Consider the following 24,741-nt stretch of genomic DNA (forward strand, 5'->3'; position numbering starts at 1 on the left):
CACTAAAGAAATTTAATAAAATAAAAGTTTAAACCACTTCAATAATCATCCTTGTTACTACATTCTATCCATAATGAGAAAATTTATTTTAATTATTATTATTGTAGTGGTTTCAGGCTGTAAAAATAAGGCTGATTTAGAACTTGAAATCATAACAAAAGAAGTTAACTATTTTTTAGCCGATAATTATAAAGATTATACATTTGGTACTAAGCCCCCTCCTGTTGGGTCTAAAACAATTATAACTTATAAATTAACCAATACTACCAATACTACATATTACTTTAATATAACGGACATTAATCAAAAAGAAGGAAAGGATAATTATGTGCAATTAAACAAAGCATTTATAAGGTTTTACGATAAAGATAATAATCCTGCATATGTACGTAGCCGGCAATTTTTAGAAAATACACCTGAAATGCAATATACAGAACTTTTAGGCTATAATGTATTGCAGAAAAATAGTTTTACAAATTTTACGATACACCCAAATGAAACCCTTTATTTTGAATGGTTTTTAGTTTTACCATTCGGTACATTGACAGAAGAAAACAAATACTTTGTGAAACTGGATGAAAATAAAAAATACTATGCAGAATTATTTATTAATAGTGATACCATAAACATCAAAAACAAAATAAGCAGGACTGATAAAAGAATGATTGAAGAAAATAAGTACAAAGTATTTACTGGTATTTTAAAATCAAAGAACAGAGTTCCTGTAAAATTTAATAATTTGAAATAAAAATTGTAGCTTCACTTACTTAATATTTTATAACACTCCCCAAAATTCAGCTCATTGGTTTGGCTGAGAAACAGGAGTGTTAAGTATTACCGTTTGATGCCACCTGCTCAGGGTCAATGAAATGGACTGGAGGCAATATGGCCCGGCACTGGCGCGTTGGGCAGCTATAGGATGTAGTACATTATGACGTATCGCCGTACGTGGCATTTCATTTTTTTTTTTTTAAAAGAAAATTTTCCTAAAACCACCCTGTAGTTTTATACGTATACAGGCATAGGTTCCCCCTCAAATGACCGGCAAAAAACCGGGTTAAATTATAGTAAGGTGTGGTTTACCGGTTTCCCTTCCCCTGTTTTTTGTGGGGAAGGGTTTTTTATTTCACCGGCGCCGCTGTAGGGTTTATAACCTGTGGCGTTACCGGCTACCCTGTACTTTGGGCGTTAGTTTGGGGGAGGTTGCGTGTTACTGGGCTGATTTTGTTAACAATAAGATAATATATATTTGAAAAATACTTGTGCTTTTAACTACTACTGAAAGATAAAATAATTTAATTTTGCCTTCCTTTGGCTAAAATAGCGAAAGGTATTTAACACACATTACCATGATACAAAGATTACAATTACAAAAATTTTTACTAATGGCTGTCCTGCTCACCGGGATAAGTATGTGGGGGCAAATCAATATGACTACTACAGGGTCAAATACTCAGCAATTCAGTACCCTGGCAACATCTGGTACAAGTAACACATTTACAAATAATTCAACTATTTCTGGTTGGTATACGCAGCGTACAGGTACAGGTACAACTTATGCAGCTGACAATGGATCAAGTAACGGAGGTAATTTGTATAGTTATGGTACAGGAACAACTAATGAGAGGGCTTTAGGTAGTTTAGGTTCCGGTAATGCAGCGGCAGGAAGTTTTGCTCATGGCGTACTTTTAAGAAATACATCTGGAACAACGATAACTGATATTAAAGTCACTTATACTTTAGAGCAATGGAGAAACGCTGGAGGTACTGTTGCTGCTCAGCCAGTAACATTTTGGTATCAAATAAGTAGCTCACCTATTAGTAATTTAACCCCAAACACTAATACAGGATGGACACAAGTAACAGGCTTAACCTTAAGCAGCCCTGTTAATTCAGGCACGGCCGGTTCTTTGGATGGAAATGCTACAGCTAATAAAGTTACAGCTTCTAATATTTCTATATCAGGTTTATCATTAGCTAATAATGATTATATAATGTTAAAGTGGGAAGATCCAGATCATTCAGGTACCGATCATGGTTTAGCTATAGATGATGTTACAATTAATTGGACTGTTTCATCGTCCACACCAACAATCAACACGAGTGTCGCCAGCTTGTCAGGGTTTACGTATGTATCTGGTAGCGGGCCGTCGGTTGAGCAGTCTTTTACAGTAGAAGGTTCTAACTTAACGGGTTCAATCAACCTTGCTGCTCCAACAAACTATGAAATATCCACAAATGCCGGGAGCGGTTATGGCGCTGCCGTGTCACTTACGCCAACAGGCGGTACTGTGAATGCCACCACAATTTTTGTGAGGCTAAAGGCAGGCCTTGCCGTAGGAAGTTATAATAGTGAAACTATAACTATATCTAGTAATGGAGCTACAGACAAGACCGTTTCTTTATCAGGCTCTGTTACCACCGCCCAGCCCGAAATTGATATTACACAGGGCGCTACCGCAATAGCTACAGCCGGCACTTATGCTTTTGGAAGCCAGGTTGTTTCAACAAGTTCATCGGCAATTACATTTACTATATCCAATACGGGAGTCGCTCCGTTAAGCCTGAGTGGTACGCCTAAAGTGGCCATATCCGGTACCAATGTTTCTGAATTTTCAGTGAATGAATCGGCAACTTCAGCCACGGTAGCCGCGTCGGGGACTACTACATTTACAGTGACTTTTGCACCAACTTCTTTGGGTAGTAAATCAGCACAGCTGAGCATTGCCAACAATGATTCCAACGAAAATCCATATATCATCAATTTAACCGGTACGGGTACGGCAAGCGCTGCTTCGGATATTATAAGGGATGCTACATTTACCGAGCCTTCTAACATAGCCTACGCTTCTTTTCAGGCTACCGATATTACTACGGCCAACTCTGTAGTGGTGGGTAGTTTCGTAATGCGCGATGGTGGCGGTACTACAGACAGTGATACATTTGGGACTACGCTTACGGCACTAACATTTTCGGTTGCTAATGGTGGTAATATACGCCGCCTGGCCCTTTATGACGGCACTACGGAACTGGCTGAAGTTGCCGGAGCTACAAGCGCTGCATTTAGTAGTTTTTCTACAGCTACAACTGACGGGGGAACCAAAACACTTACACTCCGTGCCACCTTTACTACTTCGGTAACGGACAACCAGCAGTTGCAGTTTACGGTATCATCGGCTACAGCCGGAACGTCAGGCTCTGCTTTTGCAGCCACAAATGCAGGTGGGGCATCCACCTCAACCACGGGCGACAGCAACCGTATTGAAGTAACTGCTGACAGGCTTCGTTTTGGTACGCAGCCCGCAGGAAGTTCTGTTGATGTGGCCCTTTCCGCTTTTACTGTAGAAACAGTTGATATCAATAATAATGTTGACCTTGATTATACAACAACACTTACCCTTACTACCAGTGGTACAGGAATGACTGCAAGTGCATCATATACAATTAATTCAGGGAGTGTTTCTATCAGCAACGTTACATTCAATGCGGAGCAGTCTAACATTACTATCACTGCGGCTACAACAGGCCTGGCAGCAAGTAATACAGTAACATCAAGTGCTTTTTCAATCAGTAATGTGGCAAATGGTACCTTCAGAACCCTGACCGGCGGTACTTGGCTTGGGACAGGTACGGCAACATGGCAGCGTTTTACCGGTGGCTCATGGCAAAGTTCATCTGCTCCAAATGCAAATACGCAAGATATTATAATTATACGGCACGTTGTTTCGTCAAATGCCATATTTGCAGCATCAGGAGGGGGAGGAACCAAATTAAGAATTGAAAATGGCGGCAGCTTCACCGTAACCAATGGGGGTACGATTGGGCAGCTAAATGTTGAAAACGGAGGGACATTTACAGCAGGAGGGACAGCAGGTATAACTTTTATTGCGTCTGCCTCTCCTAATTTAGTAGTAGAATCGGGTGGTAGGTTTGTAATAGATAATCCAAATACTAACAGTTCAAGCGCTATTTGGAGTGGTAATGAAAATTTCAAGTCAGGTTCTATTCTGGAAATTAAAAATTGGGATTATACGGCAGCTTCCAACGCAAACCGTCTCATTCAGACATCTTCTCTCATTAGTCTAAACAGCTCGGGTTACTACTTTGGAAATATAGAAATAACCGGTTCGCCCGGAAGTTTATTTGTAATGGTTCAGGGTTCCCAAACTGTTAACCTTGCAGAAAATAATTTTAGGGTCAACTTATCCGGTGGAAACAATGTTGCTTTTACTAATGCTTCATCCAATGTAACCATAGGCGGAAACGCAGTAGTAGATGCAGGGCAATTAAGTGCCACAGCAACAACAAGTGGTAATCCTGTAATTAATGTACAAGGTGACGTAATCATTAATGGAGGTACACTAAATGTTAATCAAAATTCTTCTAGTGCTATTTCTAATCTTCAGGTCTTTAGAAACCTCATTAAAAATGGGGGTACACTTAGTTCATCAGATCCTGATTCTAAAATAACCTTTGCAGGCACTATAGAAAAAAATCCGGTTATTGTAGGGGGTATAGGTAGTGATGTTGATTTTGAAATTGCCAGTGGCGCAACGGTGCGCTTAACGCAAAATTTTCCCCTTTCAACCTCTGGAAATAGTTTTACCGTACTTGATGGCGGTATTTTAGATGTTTCTACTTTTACTATGGGCAGTAACGGTAGTTTTGCAGTTAATTCAGGCGGTACGCTTCGTACATCGAATACCAATGGCTTGCAGGGTTCTATACAAACTACAACTGCTAATACAACCTATACAGCCGGCGCCAATTATGTTTTCAATGCCGCTACGACTACCCCTTACCCTACAAGCGGTTTAGGTAATCCGGGTACATTAACATTCAATGCCGCGGTAACGTCAAACCGTACGGCTAATCTTGGTGTGGCTAATGTAAATGTCAATGCGGGAGGGTCGTACACTTTCAACAACAATTCCGTAGATAACACCAATACAGGTGATGGTTTCACTTTAAGCGGCACGCTTACAGTAGCCGAAAATGCTACATTCACAAGCCCGGGAGAGAACAGGATTACGAGCGGGGGGGGCAGCCCAGCCGCGGTAATTAACGGTACATTTATAACCCGTGACGCGGACGGGCTTCGTAGTACCAATGCCACAATGTCAAGCGGTATAAGCTTAACCCTGGGCAGCGCTTCTACCGTAGAGTATGGCCGCGCGGGTAATCAGGATGTAACATCCGCTATAAATTACGCTAACCTGGTAATATCAGGGACAGGCGAAAAGAGAACAACCACCTCCACACCTGATATTTCCGGCACGGTAACCATCAGAAACGGTGCCACACTTAATGTGGCCAACTATACGTTCGGAGGCAGTGCTACAAACCTGGTTATGGAGCAGAATTCGCTCTTCATCAATTCTGGGGCATCGACCAAGCCTGATATATCCGGAAGCTTTACATTAGATCCCACTTCAAGAATTGAATTTACGGGAACTTCGGGAACCCTTATACGTACAGCGCCAACATACGGTAACATCACAATATCGGGCACCAATGTGAGCCTATCGACAGATAACGCGGGCGTTTCGCTGCAAAGCGGCACTACCTTTACCGTAAAATCAGGCGCTACCTTTAATGTGCGCAATACCAACGGGCTTTCCGGCGCATCCAACACGGCAGTACGCAACACTAACAATCCGGCTATAGTACTGGAATCAGGAAGTACCATCAACTATAACCGTACGGGTGACCAGGCAGTTACGGCACTTCCGTATGCTAACCTCACCATTTCCGGCTCGGGTGTTAAATCAACATCAGCCGATATAGCTTCTATAAGTGGTACGGTTACGGTAAACAGCAACACTACGCTGGCGACCTCGCCGTTTGTTTTTGGAACAGGAACCACCCCTATAAATGTGGCGGCCAACGGTACTTTTATTGTTGGCGGGGCAGGGGTAAAGCCTGATATTGCCAACCCTACCCTGGCAGCGGGTTCTACCGTGGAGTTTGCAGGCAGCGGCGCTACAACCATACGCACCACGCCTACTTATGGGAATGTGACGGTAAGCGGCGCTAATGTAGGCCTTGCTTCCGAAACCGACGGGGTTACGCTTCAAAGCGGCAGTACCTTTACGGTGAAGAACGGGGGCCAGTTCAATGTGGCCAATGCTGACGGGCTTTTAGGCACGGCCAACGCAGCAGTACGCAATACCAACAACCCGGCAGTGGTGCTTGAAGCGCTCAGCACCATAAACTATAACCGTAACGGGGAACAAGTAGTGCGGGCATCAGTAGCCCACGGGAATGTGCTGCTAAGCGTGGGTGGCGCTAAAACCCTGGAAAACGGCCTTGTGATAAGCAATAACCTCACCCTTGCCAACGGGCCTACCGTTGCCCTGCCGCCTGCTACTAACATAACAGTGACTAATAAGTTTACAAATAATGGCCCGGCAGCAAACTTTACCATTGCTAATAATGCCAACCTGTTACAGGTAAACAACGTGGCCAATGAAGGAAGCCTGGTTGCTAAAAGAAACAGCTCGCCGCTTTTCCGCCAGGATTATACGTTTTGGTCAGCCCCGGTTTCAGGGCAGAACCTGCTGGCATTTTCACCGGCTACGCTTACCAACCGTTTTTATACCTATAATACGTCCACTGACCTGTACAATGAGATAGCGCCGGCTACCAACAGTTTTGAGCCGGGCAGGGGCTACCTCATCCGTATGCCCAATGGCGCGCTGCTCAATGGTGTTCCTACGGGTACATTCACTACCACCGGGGCCGATTACCAGCAAGGTAGTACAACCATGACCTTTAACGGGTCGTTTACCGGTGTGCCAAACAACGGCACTATATCCGTGGCACTAACCGATGCCGGGCAGGGTTTTAATCTTATCGGCAACCCTTATCCGTCACCAATAAATATTACTTCCTTCCTTGTGGCTAATAATTCAGTTATTGAAGGCACTGTATGGATATGGCGTAAGAAAAATGCCAGTACCAATACCTCTTACGTGACGTATAACAGCGTGGGTGTCTATACAGGGAACGGCGAACCCGAACAGGAAGACCCCAACGGGGTGCTTCGCACAGGCCAGGGCTTCATAGTGAAACTGCTCGATGCCAATGTAGGTACTACTGTAAACTTTACCAACGCCATACGTTCCAACAATACATCGAACCAGTTCTTCAGGATGAGCAGCAGCCAGCTTGAAAAGCACGGTATGTGGCTGAACCTTACCAACAGCAGCGGTTTCTTCTCGCAAATGTATGTGGGTTACATAGAGGGCGCGACCAATGGCGTGGATAGCGGTATTGATTCACGCTATATAAACGATAACCCTACGGTACTTGCTACGGCTATAGACAATACAGAATACATCATACAGGGCCGTTCCCTGCCTTTTACGGCAAGCGATGTGGTACCGTTGCTGTTCAAGTCTTCAGCCGCGGGCAACTACACTATTTCGCTGGATCATTTTGACGGGCTGTTTGCCGGAGGGCAGGATATTTTCCTTAGGGATAACGCCACCGGTACTACGGTGAACCTGAAAGAAGGCAGCTACCCGTTCACTACAGGCCAGGGAACTTTTGCCAACAGGTTCGAAATTGTGTTTAACAGTACGCTTGGTACGGATAACCCGGCACTCACGCCTGATGCGGTAGCTGTCTACAAACAGGGCGGCGCTATTGCCGTAAATGCCGGTACAATGGATATTGCTTCGGTTACGGTATTTGACCTCAGGGGCAGGATGCTGTATACAAAATCAGGCATAAATGCTACGGAAACTGTAATTGAAAATATTTCAGCTGAGCAGCAGGTACTCATAGTACAGGTAACCACTATACAGCACGGCACCATAAGCAGGAAGATCATGTTTTAATTTTATAATTGGTTAAATAAGAAAAGGCTGTCCCTGAAGGGCGGCCTTTCTTTTTTATATTCCTGGGTTCCTGGGATAACGGCAGTACCCCGCCGCCGGGAATTACTGTTTTTTAGGCCGGCCCTGGCGGGAGTGGCATCCTCCCCGCCACGCGCTTATTGGCAGCAGGGGAGATATAGCGGGCAGCAGCTCCGAACCTTACCAAAAGCGTTGTGGCGGCTGCCTGAAGGAATCATGCGCGAGGGCCGCCACCTTCCTTTTTTTGGCAGGTAACACCAAAAAAATGTACCTTTATGGTATTAACCTATTGGATATGCCGGAAGTGCAAAAAACACCGCGGGAGCCTGCGCAGGAGAAAAAAGAGAAAACAAGGGCTTTGATTATCAGTGTTCTCAGCGCCCTCTATGCCATCAGCCCTGTTGATATTATACCCGATGTACCTATAGTGGGCTGGATTGACGATTTTTTTGTAGTAACGGCGGCGCTTCTTAATCTGCTGGAGCATTTTACCGGTACAACGCAACTTACTTTGCGTTCTGTTTTGAAAGCCCTGAAATGGGCTGTTGTTATACTGGGGATAATCGTGATACTGCTGCTGTTTATTCTTGGTGCCATGATAGTCCGGTGGCTAACGTAATTTTTAGCGCGTTAGGGATAGAAGCGGAAAGCCCGCAAATGCAGCTTTGCGGAATGCGGACTTGCAGCGGATAGCCCGGCGCCGCTGGCTTGGGCAGGGGTGGCGCAACGCCCCGAAAAAATACAGGCCATACTTCAGCCGGTTTGTTTTTCATTGCAGTACCCGCACACTGCATTTACAGGGCAGATACTGTGTTTTGGCTGTGAAGGGCGGCAGATTTCGCGGCCCAGGTGCGACATGGCCATGCCTATTTCGCCCCACAGGCCTTTTGGGAGGGCAGCCATAAGTTCTTTTTCAATTGTATCGGCATTCTTACCTTTGGCAATCCCTATACGGGGCGCTACACGCACAACATGGAGGTCTGCCATTATGCCTTCGGGTGCGGCGCCGGCTTCCCGTAGGATGACATTGGCAGATTTTCGCCCTATGCCCTTAAGGGCAGTGAGCTCTTTCATGGACGTGGGGATATTGCTATCTTCCTTGAGTACTGTCGCAATTTCCTGCAGCCACGCTATTTTATTGGCATTAAACCGCACTTTTGCCAGCGCTTCACTGAGTTCCGCCGTATTGGCTTTAGAAAGCGCCTTCATGTCAGGATATTTAGCGAAGAAAGCAGGCGCCAGTTTATTGATATTGGCATCGCTGTCCTGTGCGGAAAGTACCACCATCACCAGCAGCTGGTAAATATTCTGATAGTCCAGCGGGTGCTTTTTACCTTTATACCTGTCTATAAGTGGCTGCATCGCCGCTGCCCAGTCCCTGTCTTCCTTAAACAATTCCATAGTATTAAAATTTAGGCATTATTACCGTAACTAAAAAAGCCTCCCAGGGTATAATTTTTTGGCATTCAGGCAGATAGTGAGGGCGCTGTTGGTGGGGAGCAGCCGGCATAGGGCATTTTTAGTATCGCCGGTCCCGCTCTCCGCTATATCTCCCCGCCGCAAAAGCGGGCGTCGGGGAGGATGCCGCTCCGATCGGGGCTGGCAGCAGAGGGCGGTGCAGCCCTGTAAAGGCTCCCAAGGCACCCCTTGCCGCCCCGGATTTTAATCAGCCGATGCTTCTTTTAAATCTATTGACAGGGAATTGACACAATATCTTTGCCCTGTTTGCGTGGGGCCGTCATCAAACACATGGCCCAGATGGCTGCCGCAGTGGGCGCAGAGGATTTCTGTCCGTACCATGCCAAAAGAAGTATCCTTCACATATTCCACTTTACCCGGAATGGACTCATCAAAAGAAGGCCAGCCACAACTGGACATGAACTTGGCCTCACTGGTAAACAGGGGCTCCCCACAGGCCCCGCAGCAGTAGGTGCCTTTATCAAAGCTCAGGTTGTATTTCCCGCTGTGTGGGAATTCCGTGCCTTTCTGCCGTAATATCTTGTAGCGTTCCGGGCCTAAAAGCGCTTTCCACTCGGCCTCTGTTTTTTGTATGGGATAGTCTTTCATTTTATGGTATTGATAATTTTTATTTTTCAGCCGGTACAAACTTTATAGATACAGAGTTGGTACAGAAACGGTTGCCGGTAGTTTCTTTGGGGCCGTCATCAAAAACATGCCCCAGGTGGCCGCCGCAACGGGAGCACATCACTTCCGTACGGTCCATGCCATAGCTCGTGTCGTGCTCATACTTTACGGAACCTTTTATAGCCTGGTCAAACGATGGCCACCCGCATTCAGAATCGAATTTGGCATCCGACCGAAACAGCGGGTTGCCACAGGCCGCGCACACATAGACCCCTTTTTCAAAATGTTTATAATATTCGCCGGTAAAAGGGCGCTCAGTAGCTTTTTCCCGCAAAACGGCATATTGCTCCGGGGTAAGCTTCTTTTTCCATTCGGCTTCAGTTTTAGGCATTGCCGCTGTTTTGCCTGCGGCTTCAGCCGTGGCCGGCTGTCCCGTTTTTTTCTTTTCCTGGGCGCAGGCTGTTACTGACACCATCATCAGGAGTATTAGTATGTTCTTCATGTTGTAAAAATTCCAGTATTGTTTTTATCACTTTGCTGTCGCCAAGTATCTTCCGGTGGCCTAAGCCTTTAGTAATGAGCAGCTGCCCATGCGCCAGGTGTTCACAGATGTGGTACGCGGCGGCAACAGGGACATCGTCGTCATTTTCATCATGCACTACAAGTACCGGGTTATCAACCTGCTGCGCTGCTACATACGCTGAATAAGTGTTAATGGTTTCCCTGAACTTTTTCTCGAACAGCTTTATCATCAGCTCTCCTGTAGCAAAATTCATACCTAATTGTTTACTAAAGTCGTTCATAATGTCTTTTATGACATCGCCACTGCCAATAGTAACTGCTTTTTTTACTGTTAACCCTCGTTTTATGGAGTTGAGTAGGGCCATTGCCCCCAGCGAATGCCCTATGGCAAATTCAAAGGGCCCATACCGCATTTCCAGTGCAAGGATGCATTGTATAAATTCGGTCATGTCGCTGGTTTTCCCACCCGATTTTCCGTGTGCAGGGGCATCGAAGCTTATGGTGCTGTACCCTTTTTTCAGCAGCTTTTCAGCAATACTGTGCAGTTGTGTACCCCTGCCGCTCCAGCCGTGTACCAGCAGGGCTTTTTTGGAGCCATCGCCATAATGATATACGCATATTGTTTTATTCAGCGCATCTATCTTCACCATTTCCTGCCTGCTTTTCATTTCCATTTCTTCTTCCCTTTTAGGAACACGGAATTTAAGGGGGGTTGTAAATATCTTCATGGCAAACTTCGCCGCAAGTTTAGGGGATGTTACTTCTAAAATTTTAGCAGTAACGAGAATTGGTTTCGGAATTTTCAATGACTGGCGGTGTTTTGTACTCTTTTCTGACATTTTGCTAAAACTTTCCCACAAGATAAAAAATAACTACTTTTTATATATTTTAGAAGACATAAAATTAACTTAAAATGCACGACCAACGCAGAGTTCACATTGAAAATATAATGCCGCAGCTTAATGGTGGCGAAAATTACATAAAAAGGGTAACCGGCCAGGCCGTGACAGTTACTGCCGATATACTGTCTGACGGGCATGATGTTATGGAAGCGGTCGTAAAATTCCGCCATGAAAAAGAAAAAAAATGGGCTGAGGTGCGGATGGCGCCTGCACAGAATGACAGCTGGGAAGGCCGCTTCACGGTAACGAAACAGGGAGTTTATTACTATTGCATTGAGGCCTGGATAGATTACGCGCTCAACTGGCAGTATGGTACAAACAGGAAAATCCTGGATAACCAGAAGGTGATATCGGAACTCCTGGAAGGTGCAGAATATATCAAAGCCATACTGGATAAAGCAGCAAAGGCTGAACAGGAATACCTGAAAAGGCTTATCAGCCTGTTCAATAACGAAAAAGATTATGATGAAGCAGTAAGGGAAGCCGTTTCCGATAAACTAAAGTCTATTTTTAAGAAATATCCCTCCCGGTTCCTTGCCAGCCAAAGTGCCGAACTGAGGGTGTATGTGGACAGGCAAAAAGCGCTTTTCAGTACCTGGTACGAGTTTTTTCCCCGTTCCGCTTCCGCAGAAGAAGGAAAGCACGGCACCTTTAAAGACTGTGAAAAGCTGTTGCCCCGGGTAGCAGCCATGGGATTTGATACACTTTATTTCCCTCCTGTACACCCTATAGGCGAAGTGAACCGCAAAGGGAAGAACAACGCCACCACAGCACAGCCGGGCGATGTAGGCTCACCCTGGGGCATAGGCTCACAGTATGGCGGGCATAAAAGCATCCATCCTGAGCTGGGTACACTGGATGATTTTAAATCACTGGTTAATGCCGCTAAAGCGCTTGATATTGAAATAGCCATGGACTTTGCCTTGCAGGCCGCACCCGATCATCCCTATGTTAAGGAGTTTCCGCAGTGGTTCAGGTGGCGCCCTGACGGGACAGTGCAGTATGCTGAAAACCCGCCTAAAAAGTACCAGGACATATTGCCTATATATTTTGAAAGCGGCGACTGGAAAAACCTCTGGAAGGAGCTTTTGGGTATTGCCCTTTTTTGGGTAGAGGAATGCGGCATTCGGGTTTTCAGGGTAGATAACCCGCATACAAAGCCTTTTTATTTTTGGGGATGGCTTATTGGCGAGGTAAAAAAGAAATATCCTGATGTACTGTTCCTTTCGGAAGCCTTTACACGGCCCAAAATAATGCACCAGCTGGCCAAGCAGGGTTTTACCCAGTCATACACCTATTTTACCTGGCGCAATACCAAGGCCGAGCTTACGGAGTACATGAACGAACTGACGCGGACAGAGCAGAAAGAGTTTTTCCGCCCGAATTTCTGGCCCAATACGCCTGATATAAACCCTTACCCGCTGCAGGGCGCCAACGAGGCCACGCACCTGCAAAAGTATTTCCTGGCAGCAACGCTAAGTTCCAATGTAGGTATCTACGGGCCTGTATTTGAATATATGGTGAGCGATGCCATACCCGGCAAAGAAGAATACCTGGATTCTGAAAAATACGAGGTGCGCCACTGGGACTGGAAAAAGGAGAACAAGATAACTACGCTGATAAGCAGGGTAAACCGTATTCGCCGTGAGCAGCCCTCATTGCAGCAAACTAACAATATTGAGTTTTGCGATACCGATAATGACCAGCTGATAGCCTACTACAAGCACAATGACAGTAAAGAAAATGAAACCCTGATGATTGTGAGCCTCGATGCTCACTATTCAAAACAGGGATGGGTAAAACTTCCGCTGCAGTCAATGGGTATCCATGCCGGGCAAACGATTATAGTGACCGACCTTATAACCGGTAACAGCTATCACTGGGACAAAGAGTGGAACTATGTGGAGCTGCACCCGGCACTGCCTTTCCATTTATTTAAAATACAGAAGTAATTATGGCAACTTCAATACAAGATACATTTAATGCGCCTTTTGTCTTCAGGGCTGACTGGCAGTCGGCTTTTGAAGACGAGGAATTCATCAAGGTTTTTTCATCGGACATACTGGAAAATTACATCATAAAAAAGCGGTGGTACGGTGGCAAGGCCAGCACCCTCAAATATATTGAGGTGGTGGATTATTTTAAAATAGCCAGTGAAAAAAACACCTATTATGGTGTGCTTATTGAAGTAAATTATAAAGAGGCTTTCCTGCAGCATTATTTTATGCCGGTTGCCTTTATGGCCGAAGACGAGCTGGACACAAAAACGCTTATTGCCCCGGTGACCCTCAACGGGCTGGAAGGCTACCTGGTTGATGCACTGCACCAGGAAGATTTCCGGCGCTTAGTATTTGAAAATATTGTTGGAGGCACTAAAAGCGACGCTTTTAACGTGAAATTCCACAGGGGGAAATCGCTCAAGAACACCGAGTACCGGTCCTCACGCTTTATGGGTATTGAGCAGAGCAATACGTCCATAATCTATAACGATAACCTGGTACTCAAGTTTTTCAGGCGGATTTATGTAAGCACCAACCCTGATTATGAAATAAGCCGTTTCCTTACCGAGAGGATGAAGTTTAAGCACACGCCTGCCTACAAAGGGAGTATTAATGTGGAAATGGCCGAAGACAACATAACACTTGCGCTGATGCAGGAGCTTGTGCCCAACCAGGGCGATGCCTGGAAGTACATGCTTGATGCGGTGGATGGTGTTTTCAGTAATCTTGAGGCCAAAAAAATAAGGATTGACAGGCTGCCGGAATTTGAGCTTTTTAAAACAGTAAAAATAAATAACATTCCCCCAGAAATAATTGACTGGGCAGGGCTTACGCTTTTCCTGAGGGTACGGACGCTGGCACAGCGCACAGCGGAAATGCATATTGCACTGGGTGGAGATACTACCGATACTTCATTTACGCCCACCACCTATAACGGGGATTATACAGTATGGCTCAAGAACAGGCTTATTTACCAGTTCCAGAACAGGCTGAACACTATTGAGAACAACCTGCATAAACTTGACGGGCTGGCGCTGGAGCTGGCGCACCAGTTCCTGGACCATAAAAAAGAGATACGGAAGCATTTCCTTGATTTTGACTGGACCCAGCTGAAAAGCGAGCGCATACGCATACATGGCGATTATCATCTGGGGCAGGTGCTGGTTAACGGCGATGATTTTTACATTCTTGATTTTGAGGGTGAGCCGGAAAGCACCATCCGCGACAGGAAGGTTAAGCAGCCGCCGCTTAAGGATGTGGCTGGGCTGTTCCGCTCATTCCACTACGCTATATATGCTACAATATTCAACAATAAAGACAAATATCCTTTTGCACAGGAAGAACTGTTTAAAGCCGGGGAACTGCTTTTCAATTACATGGTAGGCGTGTTCCTTGATACCTATATAGAAAAAGCACAGGAGGGCAACCTTAATATTGGCTATAACAAAGAAATTGCCTTCCTGCTAAAGTACTGTATCCTCGAAAAAGCGGTTTATGAGCTGGGCTATGAACTCAACTCGCGCCCACGCTGGGCAGTAATACCTTTACGGGGTATTGCAAGTATTATGGGATATTAGATTATAGTATAAAAAAAGCCCCTGCATTGCAGAGGCTGAAATCTTTAACTTGATTACGTTTCTTAGAAAGAGGCTTTATCAAGCATTACAATACAAAGATAATAATAATTTTAATATATATCTATTGGACTATAAAAAATTACAGTACTTCGTGTCGGAGCCGCGATTAAATCGTTTTCTGATTGCTTGTGAAAATTCTGAGATAAAAGCTAAGGAACTATATAAAATAAATCTCGAAGTTTCTAAATCATTTTACCCTATTTTAAACTTATTTGAAATTTTTATACGTAATTCTTTTAATTATTGTGTTTCTGATTATTTTGATAATTATGATTGGATAATTAGTGAAAAAGATGGTTTCATGAGTTCTCCTACCCTAAAACCTTCTAAATTCTTTATGAAGAGATGTGTTATCATGGCTGAGACCTCTTTATCGAGAAAAAAAGTAAAATTAACATCAGGTAAAATAATTGCTGAGCAATCATTTGGATTTTGGACCAGCTTATTTGATGTTCACCATTATAAATTGATAGGAGGTTCTGTTATGCATTCTTTCACTAATAAGCCATCACACGTAAACAGAAGTATTATTTCTCAAAGATTAAATAGGATAAGGGAATTTAGAAATAGGATATATCATAATGAACCTATTTGTTTCAATGGGAATTTAATAGATTTTGCTTCCGCTATAGATATCAAAGCTGAAATTTATAATGTACTGGAGTGGATGGATTCCGATTTGAAAATTTATGTTGATGAATACAATGGCATTGAGCCAATAATTAATTCTTTAGAAAAAGTAACACAATGAACAAAACACAACCTTATTCACTTTTTTCTGAATTTGATATTAACCTGTTTAAAGCCGGTAAGCACTACCGACTGTATGAAAAGCTTGGCGCACACCTTACAGAGGTCGATGGTATTAAAGGCGTTTATTTTGCTGTATGGGCGCCGTCGGCCAAAGCTGTATCAGTTATAGGTGATTTTAACTATTGGCTTGAGGGCGAACACCCGCTTTTCGTGCGCTGGGACGGTTCGGGCATATGGGAGGGTTTTATACCGGGGGTTGATAAAGGCACAAAGTATAAATACAAGATACACTCCCATCACAACGATATTAAAACCGAAAAGGCAGACCCCTTTGCCTTTTATTGCGAAAAGCCGCCCCATACTGCTTCGGTAGTGTGGAACATGCAGCATAAATGGAAAGATACCCGCTGGATGGGCAGCCGCAGTGAAAAGAACAGGCTTGACGGGCCTTTTTCGGTATATGAAGTCCACCTGGGTTCCTGGCGCAGGGCAGAGGGCAACCGCATGCTTACCTACATTGAGCTGGCCGACGAACTGGTAGCCTATGTAAAGGAAATGAATTTTACGCATGTGGAATTTATGCCGGTTATGGAGTATCCGTATGATCCGTCATGGGGTTACCAGCTTACGGGTTATTTTGCCCCGACCTCACGTTTTGGCAAGCCCGAGGATTTTATGGTGCTGGTAGATAAGCTGCACCAGGCAGGTATTGGGGTAATACTGGACTGGGTTCCTTCCCATTTTCCCAGTGATGCGCATGGGTTAGGCTTTTTTGATGGTACCCACCTTTATGAACACCCGGATATACGGAAAGGATACCACCCTGACTGGAAGAGCCTGATATTTAATTATGGACGTAACGAGGTACGCTCCTTCCTCATCAGCAATGCCGTTTTCTGGCTTGATAAATACCATATAGACGGGCTTAGGGTTGATGCCGTGGCCTCCATGCTTTACCTTGACTATTCAAGGAAAGAAGGTGAATGGGAACCTAACATCTACGGCGGCAGGGAAAACCTGGAAACCATCAGTTTCCTTAAAGAACTTAACGAAGAGGTTTATAAAAACTTTGAAGGGGTACAGACCATTGCCGAAGAAAGCACGTCTTTCCCTATGGTGTCGCGCCCCACATATATTGGCGGGCTGGGCTTCGGGATGAAATGGATGATGGGATGGATGCACGATACGCTGGAATATTTTAAAAAAGAACCTATATACCGCAGGCACCACCAGAACGACATTACCTTTAGTATGACGTATGCATTTACCGAAAACTTCATGCTGCCGCTTTCGCATGACGAGGTAGTGTATGGCAAGCACTCTATTTTAGGACGCATGCCGGGGGACGAGTGGCAGCGTTTTGCCAACCTGCGCCTGCTTTATAGTTTTATGTTTACGCATCCGGGGGCTAAATTGCTTTTTATGGGTGGTGAGTTCGGGCAAAGCGGCGAGTGGAACTTTGAGCAGAGCCTTGACTGGCACCTGCTGGAATATGATTACCACAAAGGCATAAAGAACACCATACAGGCACTTAACAAGCTTTACCGCAAACAGCCGGCATTATATGAAAAACAATTTACAGCCGAAGGCTTTGAATGGATAAACTATGGCGATCATGAAAATTCTGTATTGTCTTATATCCGTAAAGGGAACAGCCCTGAAAACAGGCTTATTGTAGTATGCAATATGACGCCTGTTATTAGGGAAAACTATCGCATAGGCCTTCCATCTGCCGGAAAGCTGAAAGAGATCTTCAACAGTGATGATACAGCTTTTGGCGGCAGCGGTGTATCTAACAAAAGGATAAAGACAGAAAATATAGCCTGGAACGGCAGGGAATATTCGGCATCACTAACTTTACCGCCACTTGGGGTTGTAGTTTTTGAGGTTAAAAATGAGGTTCAGGATAAGTAAATGTTTATTCCGGAAACTACTATTAAATAATTTCCCGCACGGGAAACCGGCGCTTTACAGCTAACCCTGCCTTGCTACTTATTAACACTTCAACGTTTGCGTAAAAATTAAAGAAGCCTACATTAAACTAACTTTATAACTTTGAAGCTTTTGCATTTATACTGAAACCATGATTATAAATACCGAATTAGAATACAAAGGCAATTTATATCCTTCACGAATTATAGATTTTAAGAAAGAAGTAGACAGCGCTTTTTTCTATACCGACAACGATGTAATACTGAAGATAACCATAGTGCGCGACAGCCTGTTGCGGTTCCGCTACACCACAAAAGGGTATTTCAGCCCCGATTTCTCCTATGCAATTGATGAGAACCATTCGCGTGGTTACAACCATTTTGAGGTAGTGGAGGAGCCCGATTTTTACCATGTGAAAACCAGCAAGCTCGACTGCCATGTCAGCAAGGCCGACCTCCGTACTGCCATATTTGACCTCAAGGGCAATGCTGTGCTTGAAGATGAACTGGGTTTCCACTGGGAAGAAATATATGAGTATGGCGGCAACATCGTTAAAATGAGCAAGGTTTCAAAAGACGGTGAAAATTTTTACGGGCTGGGGGATAAGGCCACCCACCTTAACCTTAAGGGTAAGCGGCTTGAAAACTGGGCTACTGACCAGTATGCTTACCATAAGGACCAGGAGCCGCTTTATAAGGCCGTTCCTTTTTATATAGGGCTTAATGGCAAAGATGCTTACGGGATATTTTTTGATAATACTTTCCGCAGCTTTTTTGATTTTTGCCATGAGCGCCGCAACGTGTCCAGCTTTTGGGCTGACGGCGGCGAAATGAACTACTATTTTTTCTATGGCCCTTCCATGCACGATGTTGTTGCAGCTTATACCGACCTTACCGGCAAGCCTGAGCTTCCGCCTTTATGGGCGCTCGGTTACCACCAGTGTAAATGGAGCTACTACCCCGAAAGCAAGGTAAAGGAGATCACATCCAGATTCAGGGAGCTGCGCATACCCTGCGATGCTATATACCTTGATATTGACTACATGGAAGGTTTCCGGTGCTTTACATGGAACAAAAACTTCTTTCCTGACCCGAAACGTATGGTGGCCGAACTTGCTGAAGACGGCTTTAAGACCATTGTGATAATTGACCCGGGGATAAAGATAGATAAGGATTATTGGGTTTATAATGAAGGGATAGCCAATGATTACTTCTGTAAGCGTGCCGACGGGCCTTACATGAAAGGCAAGGTATGGCCGGGAGAATGTAATTTCCCGGATTATACCAACCCCGCAGTGCGGGAGTGGTGGGCAGGGCTTTTTAAGGAGCTTGTTGGCGATATAGGCGTAAAAGGCGTCTGGAACGACATGAACGAGCCCGCTGTTATGGAAGTGCCTACCAAAACCTTCCCGCTTGATGTAAGGCATGATTATGACGGCCACCCCTGCAGCCACAGGAAAGCTCACAATATATACGGCACACAGATGGCGCGTGCCACATACGAAGGGGTAAAACGTTTCTCGTATCCTAAAAGGCCTTTTATTATTACCCGTTCGGCTTATTCGGGCGCGCAGCGCTATACATCATCCTGGACGGGTGACAACGTGGCCACATGGGAACACCTGTGGATTGCCAACGTGCAGGTACAGCGCATGAGCCTCAGCGGCATGGGCTTTACGGGCAGCGATATTGGCGGTTTTGCCGAGCAGCCGACAGGCGAACTGTATGCACGGTGGATACAACTTGGGGTTTTTCACCCGTTTTGCCGCACCCATTCCTCAGGGCACCACGGCGAGCAGGAACCCTGGGCGTTTGATGATGAGGTAATTAATGTAACGCGTAAATTTATTGAACTGAGGTACCAGTTATTGCCTTACCTGTACACAATGTTCTGGCAGTATATTGATGAAAGCATACCCATGCTCAAACCTTTAGTCTATTTTGACCAGGAAGACCCGCAGACCCATTACCGCACGGATGAGTTTATATTCGGTAACCATATCCTTGTATGCCCTATACTGGAGCCAAATGCGGTGGGCAGGCGCATGTATGTGCCACGGGGCTCATGGTACAATTACTGGAATAACGAAATAGTGCAGGGCGGCAGGGAAAGCTGGATTGATGTGGCGTTTGACCAGATTCCGCTTTTTGTAAAAGCCGGGGCCGTAATACCTAAATATCCGGTGCAGCAGTATGTGGGTGAGCTTGAATTTGATGAGCTTACACTGGATGTATATTACAAAGAAGGGAAAGAAGAATCAAAAGTCTTTGAAGATGCCCAGGACGGTTATGATTACACCAAAGGGAGGTATAGCCTGCGTACATTTACTACGGCAGGTAAAGGAAAAGAACTTGTACTGCACCAGCATAAGGAAGGCAAATTCATAACGCCTTATAACTACTTTAAGATAAACCTGATAGGCCTTCCTTTTAAGGTAACGGCTGTTGAGGTTGATAATGAGGAAGTTTCGCTTGAAGAATTAAAATTCAATATTCACAATACTTTAACGGTGAACAAAGATTTTTCAGAATTGCATATTAAGGGAATTTAGTAAATTTGAGTTGCAACTAATAAATCCATCATGAAAAAAAGCATTATTGCCTCGGGTACATTGCTAGCGATTGTAGCTTTTGGCTGCAGTACCAATCCCTTTACAGGTAATAAGGACCTTAATTTTGTATCAAATGACCAGATTTTTCCTGCTGCTTTCCAGCAGTATGACCAGTTTTTAAAGGAAAACAAAGTGGTTAAAGGTACTCCTGAAGCACAGAGGGTGGTAACGGTAGGCCAAAAAATAAAATCGGCTGCCGAAAAATACCTGAATGCCAATGGCTACCAGGGCTATTTAAAAGATTATCAATGGGAATATAACCTGGTGCAGGACCCGGCTGTCAATGCATGGTGCATGCCCGGTGGGAAAATAGTGGTATACACAGGGATTATGCCTATTGCTAAAGATGAAGCGGGGCTTGCTACGGTGATGGGCCACGAGGTGGCGCATGCACTGGTAAACCACGGTGCGCAGCGTATGAGCGCGTCCCAGCTGCAGCAGCTTGGCGCGGTAGGTGTGGGAGTGGCGACATCCGGCAAAAGCGAAACCACACAGCAACTCTTTATGCAGGCGTATGCGGGCGGCTCACAGGTGCTGGGCATGCTGCCGTTCAGCCGTAAGCATGAGAATGAAGCTGACGAAATAGGGCTTACCCTTATGGCTATTGCAGGATATAACCCTGAAAAAGCTATTGAATTCTGGCAACGCATGGAGGCCAGTTCCGGTGGTGGCGCCCCTCCGGAATTTTTGAGTACACACCCTTCAGGCAGTACGCGCATAGCTAACATAAGAAGCAAAATACCCAATGCCAAGGCGCAGGCTGCCAAATTTGGCGTAAAATTTTAATAGTGTTTTAAAATAATTTAGAAAACCTGCCCGTACCGACTACGGGCAACTTCATTTATAGCCGCTACTCTTACAGTTGGCTCTGCTGGCCTTACAGGCAGCACTGTAAATGTAGCCCGGTATGCACTGCCTTATGCTGATAGCCACGATGGGAGCGGCATCCTCCGCGGCGCCTGCTTTTGCGGCGCGGAGATATAGTGGACAGCGTGTCCATGCCACAGCAAATGTGCGCTCTGCCTACTGCTCCAAGATATATTTATGCGGATTAACCATCACGCAGCAACAGGGGATATGTGAGTGTAGCTTTTTAGGAAAAATTACCTTAGTTTTGGATACCAAACCAATACTATATGGCACTACCTGAAAAAGGGAGTAAAAAACTCCTCAATGCCTGGGCTTTTTATGACTGGGCTAACTCTGTATACAGCCTGGTGATAGCTTCGGCTGTTTTCCCGATTTTTTTTGATTCCCTTTTTAGTGAAGGCAACACTACCGTGATTATTTTTGGAACTGGGGTTAAGGGTACTGCCCTTATCAGCTTTACTACGGCATTTGCATTTCTTATAGTGTCATTTATATCCCCATTGCTTTCAGGTATTGCCGATTATGCGGGCAACAAAAAAATCTTCCTTAAACTATTTTGCTATATCGGGGCGCTGTCATGTGTGGGGCTGTACTGGTTTAGCCTTGAAAACATTTACCTGAGCCTTGTCTGCTACCTTATGGGGTTAGTAGGTTTTTGGGGGAGCCTTGTTTTTTATAATTCTTACCTGCCGGATATTGCTTACCCGGAACAGCAGGATGCGGTGAGTGCCCGAGGATATTCGCTGGGATATATTGGCAGCGTTTTGCTTCTTATAGGCGTATTGGCGGTATTGATGACCGCTGCTGACGAAAACAAAATAGAGGTAATGAAGTGGTCATTTGTATCTGTAGGGGCCTGGTGGATACTCTTTAGCCAATATAGCTATTACTATTTGCCAACAGGTAATAAAGGCAAAAAGGTAACCGGCGATGTGATGCTTAACGGATTTAGGGAACTGCGTAAAGTTTGGGGGCAATTAAAACAAAACCTTAGGCTGAAACGCTATCTCGGCAGTTTCTTTGTTTACAGTATGGCGGTACAAACGGTAATGCTTGCCGCAACTTATTTTGGGGCTAAAGAAATAAACTGGGGTGATGAGGGAGAAAAGCGCACGGGCTTGATAATAAGCATCCTGCTTATACAGCTGGTAGCCGTTGCCGGCGCCATAATGATGTCACGCCTTTCCGGCAGGTATGGTAATATTACAACACTTGTGTGGGTAAACTGTATCTGGGCAGCAATATGCATCTGGGCATTTTTTATACATACCCCGATAGAATTTTATGTAACAGCCGGTTTTGTTGGCCTCGTAATGGGAGGGATACAGTCGCTTTCGAGGTCAACCTACTCTAAATTCCTGCCTGAAACAACTGATACTGCTTCGTTCTTTAGCTTTTATGATGTTACAGAAAAAATAGGTATTGTTATTGGGATGCTGCTTTATGGGGCAATTGACCAGGTATTTGGCAGCATGCGGTATTCTATTATCTTCCTCACCGTGTTTTTCCTTACTGGAATTGTACTGCTTTTGCGGGTGCCAAAAAAAATGGACATAAAATAAAACCATAAATTTTATATTTCTATATTTGATTTTTATTTACTTTAACAAGATACCATGAAAAATATTAAGTTTTTTATCGGCTTTATTTAGCTTGATAGCCGTGCTGGTGGTAACTTCATGCCAGAATGAGCCACTTGACAGTGATTTACTGAACATTCAGCCTGTACAGCCCACGGGGCCCGCGCTTTTTAAAGTTGATTTTGGAGGGGAAACATTTGTTGCCACTGCCGCTGAAGCTACAGTTCAGGGTACTCTTGTAACGATAGCCGGTGCAAGAGGCACTAATGGTGAAACAATAGTTTTAACAATTGCAGGCGGCGTCACAACAGGTACATATAACACAGCAGTGCAAATGTATGTACCTTCAGAAACTGCCTCTGCTTTTTATTCTAATACTAATATTTCTGACGGCACTACTAACGGTATTGTTACTATCACTAATATCAATACACAGGCACAAACCATTTCAGGTACATTCAGTTTCACAGGGCATTATGCTGATGTTGAGCAGAACCTTCCTGCGGTACCATTTACCAATGGTATTTTCCAGAATATTCCGTATACCGGTACGATGCCGGGTACGGGACCTGGGCCAGGCCCCGGACCGGGGCCACAAACGGAATACTTCAGGGCCAAAGTGGGCCAGCAGATGGTTGATTTTCCTGATGTTATATCGTTGTCAGAGTTTGGTATATTATCACTATCCGGTAATGCTATTGACCCTATGAGGTCTTTGCAGCTAGTTTTAAATGCCAATATTACACCCGGTACATATAGCCTTGGATTTGGAGTGCCAACAGCGTCAATTAATATAGGTACTACACTATATACGGCAAATACAGGCTCTTTAACAGTAATAAGTAATGCAAATGGCTGGATTAAAGGTACATTCAGTTTTAATGGTGTAAATCAGTTAAATCCGTCCAATACAATATCCATAACAGAAGGCAGCTTTAATGTACCGCTTGAATAAGTATGCAGGAAAATAGTTTTAGTAAGCTGTAAATAATTATATTTGGATTTTATATAAGATATCATGAAAAATATTAAGTTTTTATCGTCTCTTTTTAGCTTGATAGCCGTGCTGCTGGTAACTTCATGCCAGAATGAGGCGCTTGACAGTGACCTTTTAAATGTAACACCTCCACCTGTTGGTAATCAGTCATTTACTGTAGATATGGATGGACAGCCCTTTGTAGCAACAAGTACTTCTGCAGTAATTTCACAAGGCTTGATAGTAATATCAGGAGTAAGGGGGAATAATGGAGAAACTGTCGGGATTGCTATTCCGTCTACTACAGTGGGGACTTATAGTGGTGATGTAGCATTTTTATCCTATGAATCTTCGAGTGTTGCTGAATATACTTATAACAACGATAATCCTACTACTGGCCAATCTAGTGGTACTGTAACCATAACTTCTATTAATACGGTTAATCAAACTATTTCTGGTACTTTCAGTTTTATCGGTTACTGGGGGAATCAGGCAGAAAATCGTCCTTCCATACAGTTTACAAACGGGGTTTTTAATAATATCCCTTATACCGGGACAATTCCAGATCCGGGTGAAGAGTATTTCAGGGCAACAGTTAATGGTACGGCTAAAAATTATAGTAATATTGTAGTAGGATCTACAACTGAATCTGTAAGTATAGGCGGCACTATTGTAAGCCCCATGAGTAATGTGCAGGTCATAATACCAACAGAGGACTTATTACCGGGAACTTACCCAATAGGCAATGATATTTTAACAGGTGTAGTTGGTAAGGTATCGGATGGCGCTATTGACAATTTTACTTCTGTATCAGGAAGCCTGACTATCATTAGTATTACTAATGGATGGATTAAAGGTACGTTTAGTTTTAGTGCAATCGGCCCATCAGGTAGCGGACAGCCTGTATCAGTAACTAACGGTAGTTTTAATACTGAATTACCGTAGTATAGGAAAAAATATGATCAGAAGCCGTCTCACAACTTGAGACGGTTTTTTTACGTTTTTCTTGCA

The 24,741-nt window shown here is 44.5% G+C and carries 16 protein-coding genes; 12 read left to right on the forward strand and 4 right to left on the reverse strand.

What is annotated here, in order from left to right; genetic code table 11:
• Nucleotides 1-73 precede the first annotated feature (73 nt).
• The 3 genes from CHU92_RS06615 to CHU92_RS06625 all read left to right on the forward strand — a co-directional run bounded on the left by CHU92_RS06615 (nucleotide 74) and on the right by CHU92_RS06625 (nucleotide 8,481).
• On the forward strand, nucleotides 74-748 hold the full coding sequence (locus CHU92_RS06615; RefSeq protein ID WP_094413838.1) for a hypothetical protein: 675 nt from the start codon (nucleotides 74-76) through the stop codon (nucleotides 746-748).
• Nucleotides 749-1,349: 601 nt separating this feature from the next.
• A complete protein-coding gene (locus CHU92_RS06620; RefSeq protein ID WP_094413840.1) occupies nucleotides 1,350-7,844 on the forward strand; it encodes a choice-of-anchor D domain-containing protein in 6,495 nt (2,164 codons plus the stop codon).
• Between the two features lie 313 nt (nucleotides 7,845-8,157).
• Nucleotides 8,158-8,481, forward strand: a complete 324-nt coding sequence (locus tag CHU92_RS06625) for a YkvA family protein (RefSeq protein WP_094413871.1) — start codon at nucleotides 8,158-8,160, stop codon at nucleotides 8,479-8,481.
• A 134-nt stretch (nucleotides 8,482-8,615) separates the two neighbouring features.
• Here the strand turns inward: CHU92_RS06625 and CHU92_RS06630 are convergent, their stop codons facing one another.
• From CHU92_RS06630 to CHU92_RS06645, 4 genes are all read right to left on the reverse strand, one after another.
• On the reverse strand, nucleotides 8,616-9,263 hold the full coding sequence (locus CHU92_RS06630) for an endonuclease III domain-containing protein (protein WP_094413842.1): 648 nt from the start codon (nucleotides 9,261-9,263) through the stop codon (nucleotides 8,616-8,618).
• Nucleotides 9,264-9,524: 261 nt separating this feature from the next.
• On the reverse strand, nucleotides 9,525-9,929 hold the full coding sequence (msrB, locus tag CHU92_RS06635) for a peptide-methionine (R)-S-oxide reductase MsrB (RefSeq protein ID WP_094413844.1): 405 nt from the start codon (nucleotides 9,927-9,929) through the stop codon (nucleotides 9,525-9,527).
• Between the two features lie 19 nt (nucleotides 9,930-9,948).
• Nucleotides 9,949-10,449, reverse strand: a complete 501-nt coding sequence (msrB, locus tag CHU92_RS06640; RefSeq protein ID WP_094413846.1) for a peptide-methionine (R)-S-oxide reductase MsrB — start codon at nucleotides 10,447-10,449, stop codon at nucleotides 9,949-9,951.
• Complete coding sequence (locus tag CHU92_RS06645) at nucleotides 10,361-11,308, reverse strand: alpha/beta hydrolase (RefSeq protein ID WP_094413849.1); 948 nt, start codon at nucleotides 11,306-11,308, stop codon at nucleotides 10,361-10,363. The genes msrB (CHU92_RS06640) and CHU92_RS06645 overlap by 89 nt, the downstream gene beginning before the upstream one ends.
• 74 nt (nucleotides 11,309-11,382) lie before the next feature.
• On the opposite strand from CHU92_RS06645, the gene CHU92_RS06650 reads away from it, so the two are divergent.
• The 9 genes from CHU92_RS06650 (at nucleotide 11,383) to CHU92_RS06690 (ending at nucleotide 24,675) form a co-directional block, all read left to right on the forward strand.
• Entirely contained in the window at nucleotides 11,383-13,323 is a 1,941-nt protein-coding gene (locus tag CHU92_RS06650; protein WP_094413851.1) for an alpha-1,4-glucan--maltose-1-phosphate maltosyltransferase, read from the forward strand.
• 2 nt (nucleotides 13,324-13,325) lie between these two features.
• Nucleotides 13,326-14,948, forward strand: a complete 1,623-nt coding sequence (locus CHU92_RS06655; RefSeq protein ID WP_094413854.1) for a maltokinase N-terminal cap-like domain-containing protein — start codon at nucleotides 13,326-13,328, stop codon at nucleotides 14,946-14,948.
• A gap of 151 nt (nucleotides 14,949-15,099) precedes the next feature.
• Complete coding sequence (locus tag CHU92_RS06660) at nucleotides 15,100-15,759, forward strand: hypothetical protein (RefSeq protein WP_129583022.1); 660 nt, start codon at nucleotides 15,100-15,102, stop codon at nucleotides 15,757-15,759.
• On the forward strand, nucleotides 15,756-17,675 hold the full coding sequence (glgB, locus tag CHU92_RS06665) for a 1,4-alpha-glucan branching protein GlgB (RefSeq protein ID WP_094413858.1): 1,920 nt from the start codon (nucleotides 15,756-15,758) through the stop codon (nucleotides 17,673-17,675). Before CHU92_RS06660 ends, glgB begins: the two co-directional genes overlap by 4 nt.
• A 169-nt stretch (nucleotides 17,676-17,844) precedes the next feature.
• Nucleotides 17,845-20,244 (forward strand): glycoside hydrolase family 31 protein, encoded by a 2,400-nt coding sequence (locus CHU92_RS06670; RefSeq protein ID WP_094413860.1) that lies wholly within the window; start codon nucleotides 17,845-17,847, stop codon nucleotides 20,242-20,244.
• A 30-nt stretch (nucleotides 20,245-20,274) separates the two neighbouring features.
• Nucleotides 20,275-21,090 carry a M48 family metallopeptidase gene (locus CHU92_RS06675; protein ID WP_094413862.1) on the forward strand — a complete coding sequence of 272 codons (816 nt, stop codon included), beginning with the start codon at nucleotides 20,275-20,277 and terminating at the stop codon, nucleotides 21,088-21,090.
• Nucleotides 21,091-21,440: 350 nt separating this feature from the next.
• Nucleotides 21,441-22,736, forward strand: coding sequence for an MFS transporter (locus tag CHU92_RS06680; protein WP_094413864.1), 1,296 nt, complete (start codon nucleotides 21,441-21,443; stop codon nucleotides 22,734-22,736).
• Nucleotides 22,737-22,842: 106 nt separating this feature from the next.
• Nucleotides 22,843-23,709 (forward strand): DUF6252 family protein, encoded by an 867-nt coding sequence (locus CHU92_RS06685; RefSeq protein ID WP_165764599.1) that lies wholly within the window; start codon nucleotides 22,843-22,845, stop codon nucleotides 23,707-23,709.
• A 63-nt stretch (nucleotides 23,710-23,772) separates the two neighbouring features.
• Nucleotides 23,773-24,675: a DUF6252 family protein gene (locus CHU92_RS06690; protein WP_094413868.1), complete on the forward strand. Its 903-nt coding sequence runs from the start codon at nucleotides 23,773-23,775 to the stop codon at nucleotides 24,673-24,675.
• The last annotated feature ends 66 nt before the right edge of the window (nucleotides 24,676-24,741 follow it).

It is taken from the genome of Flavobacterium cyanobacteriorum (assembly GCF_002251835.1).
Taxonomy (GTDB): Bacteria; Bacteroidota; Bacteroidia; order Flavobacteriales; family Flavobacteriaceae; genus Flavobacterium; species Flavobacterium cyanobacteriorum.

Excerpts from the sequence above, each read along its gene's own strand:
- CHU92_RS06625 (WP_094413871.1), top strand. The coding sequence starts at position 8,158 with ATGCCGGAAGTGCAAAAAACACCGCGGGAGCCTGCGCAGGAGAAAAAA.
- CHU92_RS06670 (WP_094413860.1), top strand. The coding sequence starts at position 17,845 with ATGATTATAAATACCGAATTAGAATACAAAGGCAATTTATATCCTTCA.
- CHU92_RS06645 (WP_094413849.1), bottom strand. The coding sequence starts at position 11,308 with ATGTCAGAAAAGAGTACAAAACACCGCCAGTCATTGAAAATTCCGAAA.
- CHU92_RS06655 (WP_094413854.1), top strand. The coding sequence starts at position 13,326 with ATGGCAACTTCAATACAAGATACATTTAATGCGCCTTTTGTCTTCAGG.
- msrB (WP_094413846.1), bottom strand. The coding sequence starts at position 10,449 with ATGAAGAACATACTAATACTCCTGATGATGGTGTCAGTAACAGCCTGC.
- glgB (WP_094413858.1), top strand. The coding sequence starts at position 15,756 with ATGAACAAAACACAACCTTATTCACTTTTTTCTGAATTTGATATTAAC.
- CHU92_RS06615 (WP_094413838.1), top strand. The coding sequence starts at position 74 with ATGAGAAAATTTATTTTAATTATTATTATTGTAGTGGTTTCAGGCTGT.
- CHU92_RS06630 (WP_094413842.1), bottom strand. The coding sequence starts at position 9,263 with ATGGAATTGTTTAAGGAAGACAGGGACTGGGCAGCGGCGATGCAGCCA.
- CHU92_RS06650 (WP_094413851.1), top strand. The coding sequence starts at position 11,383 with ATGCACGACCAACGCAGAGTTCACATTGAAAATATAATGCCGCAGCTT.
- CHU92_RS06675 (WP_094413862.1), top strand. The coding sequence starts at position 20,275 with ATGAAAAAAAGCATTATTGCCTCGGGTACATTGCTAGCGATTGTAGCT.
- CHU92_RS06680 (WP_094413864.1), top strand. The coding sequence starts at position 21,441 with ATGGCACTACCTGAAAAAGGGAGTAAAAAACTCCTCAATGCCTGGGCT.
- CHU92_RS06690 (WP_094413868.1), top strand. The coding sequence starts at position 23,773 with ATGAAAAATATTAAGTTTTTATCGTCTCTTTTTAGCTTGATAGCCGTG.
- CHU92_RS06620 (WP_094413840.1), top strand. The coding sequence starts at position 1,350 with ATGATACAAAGATTACAATTACAAAAATTTTTACTAATGGCTGTCCTG.
- msrB (WP_094413844.1), bottom strand. The coding sequence starts at position 9,929 with ATGAAAGACTATCCCATACAAAAAACAGAGGCCGAGTGGAAAGCGCTT.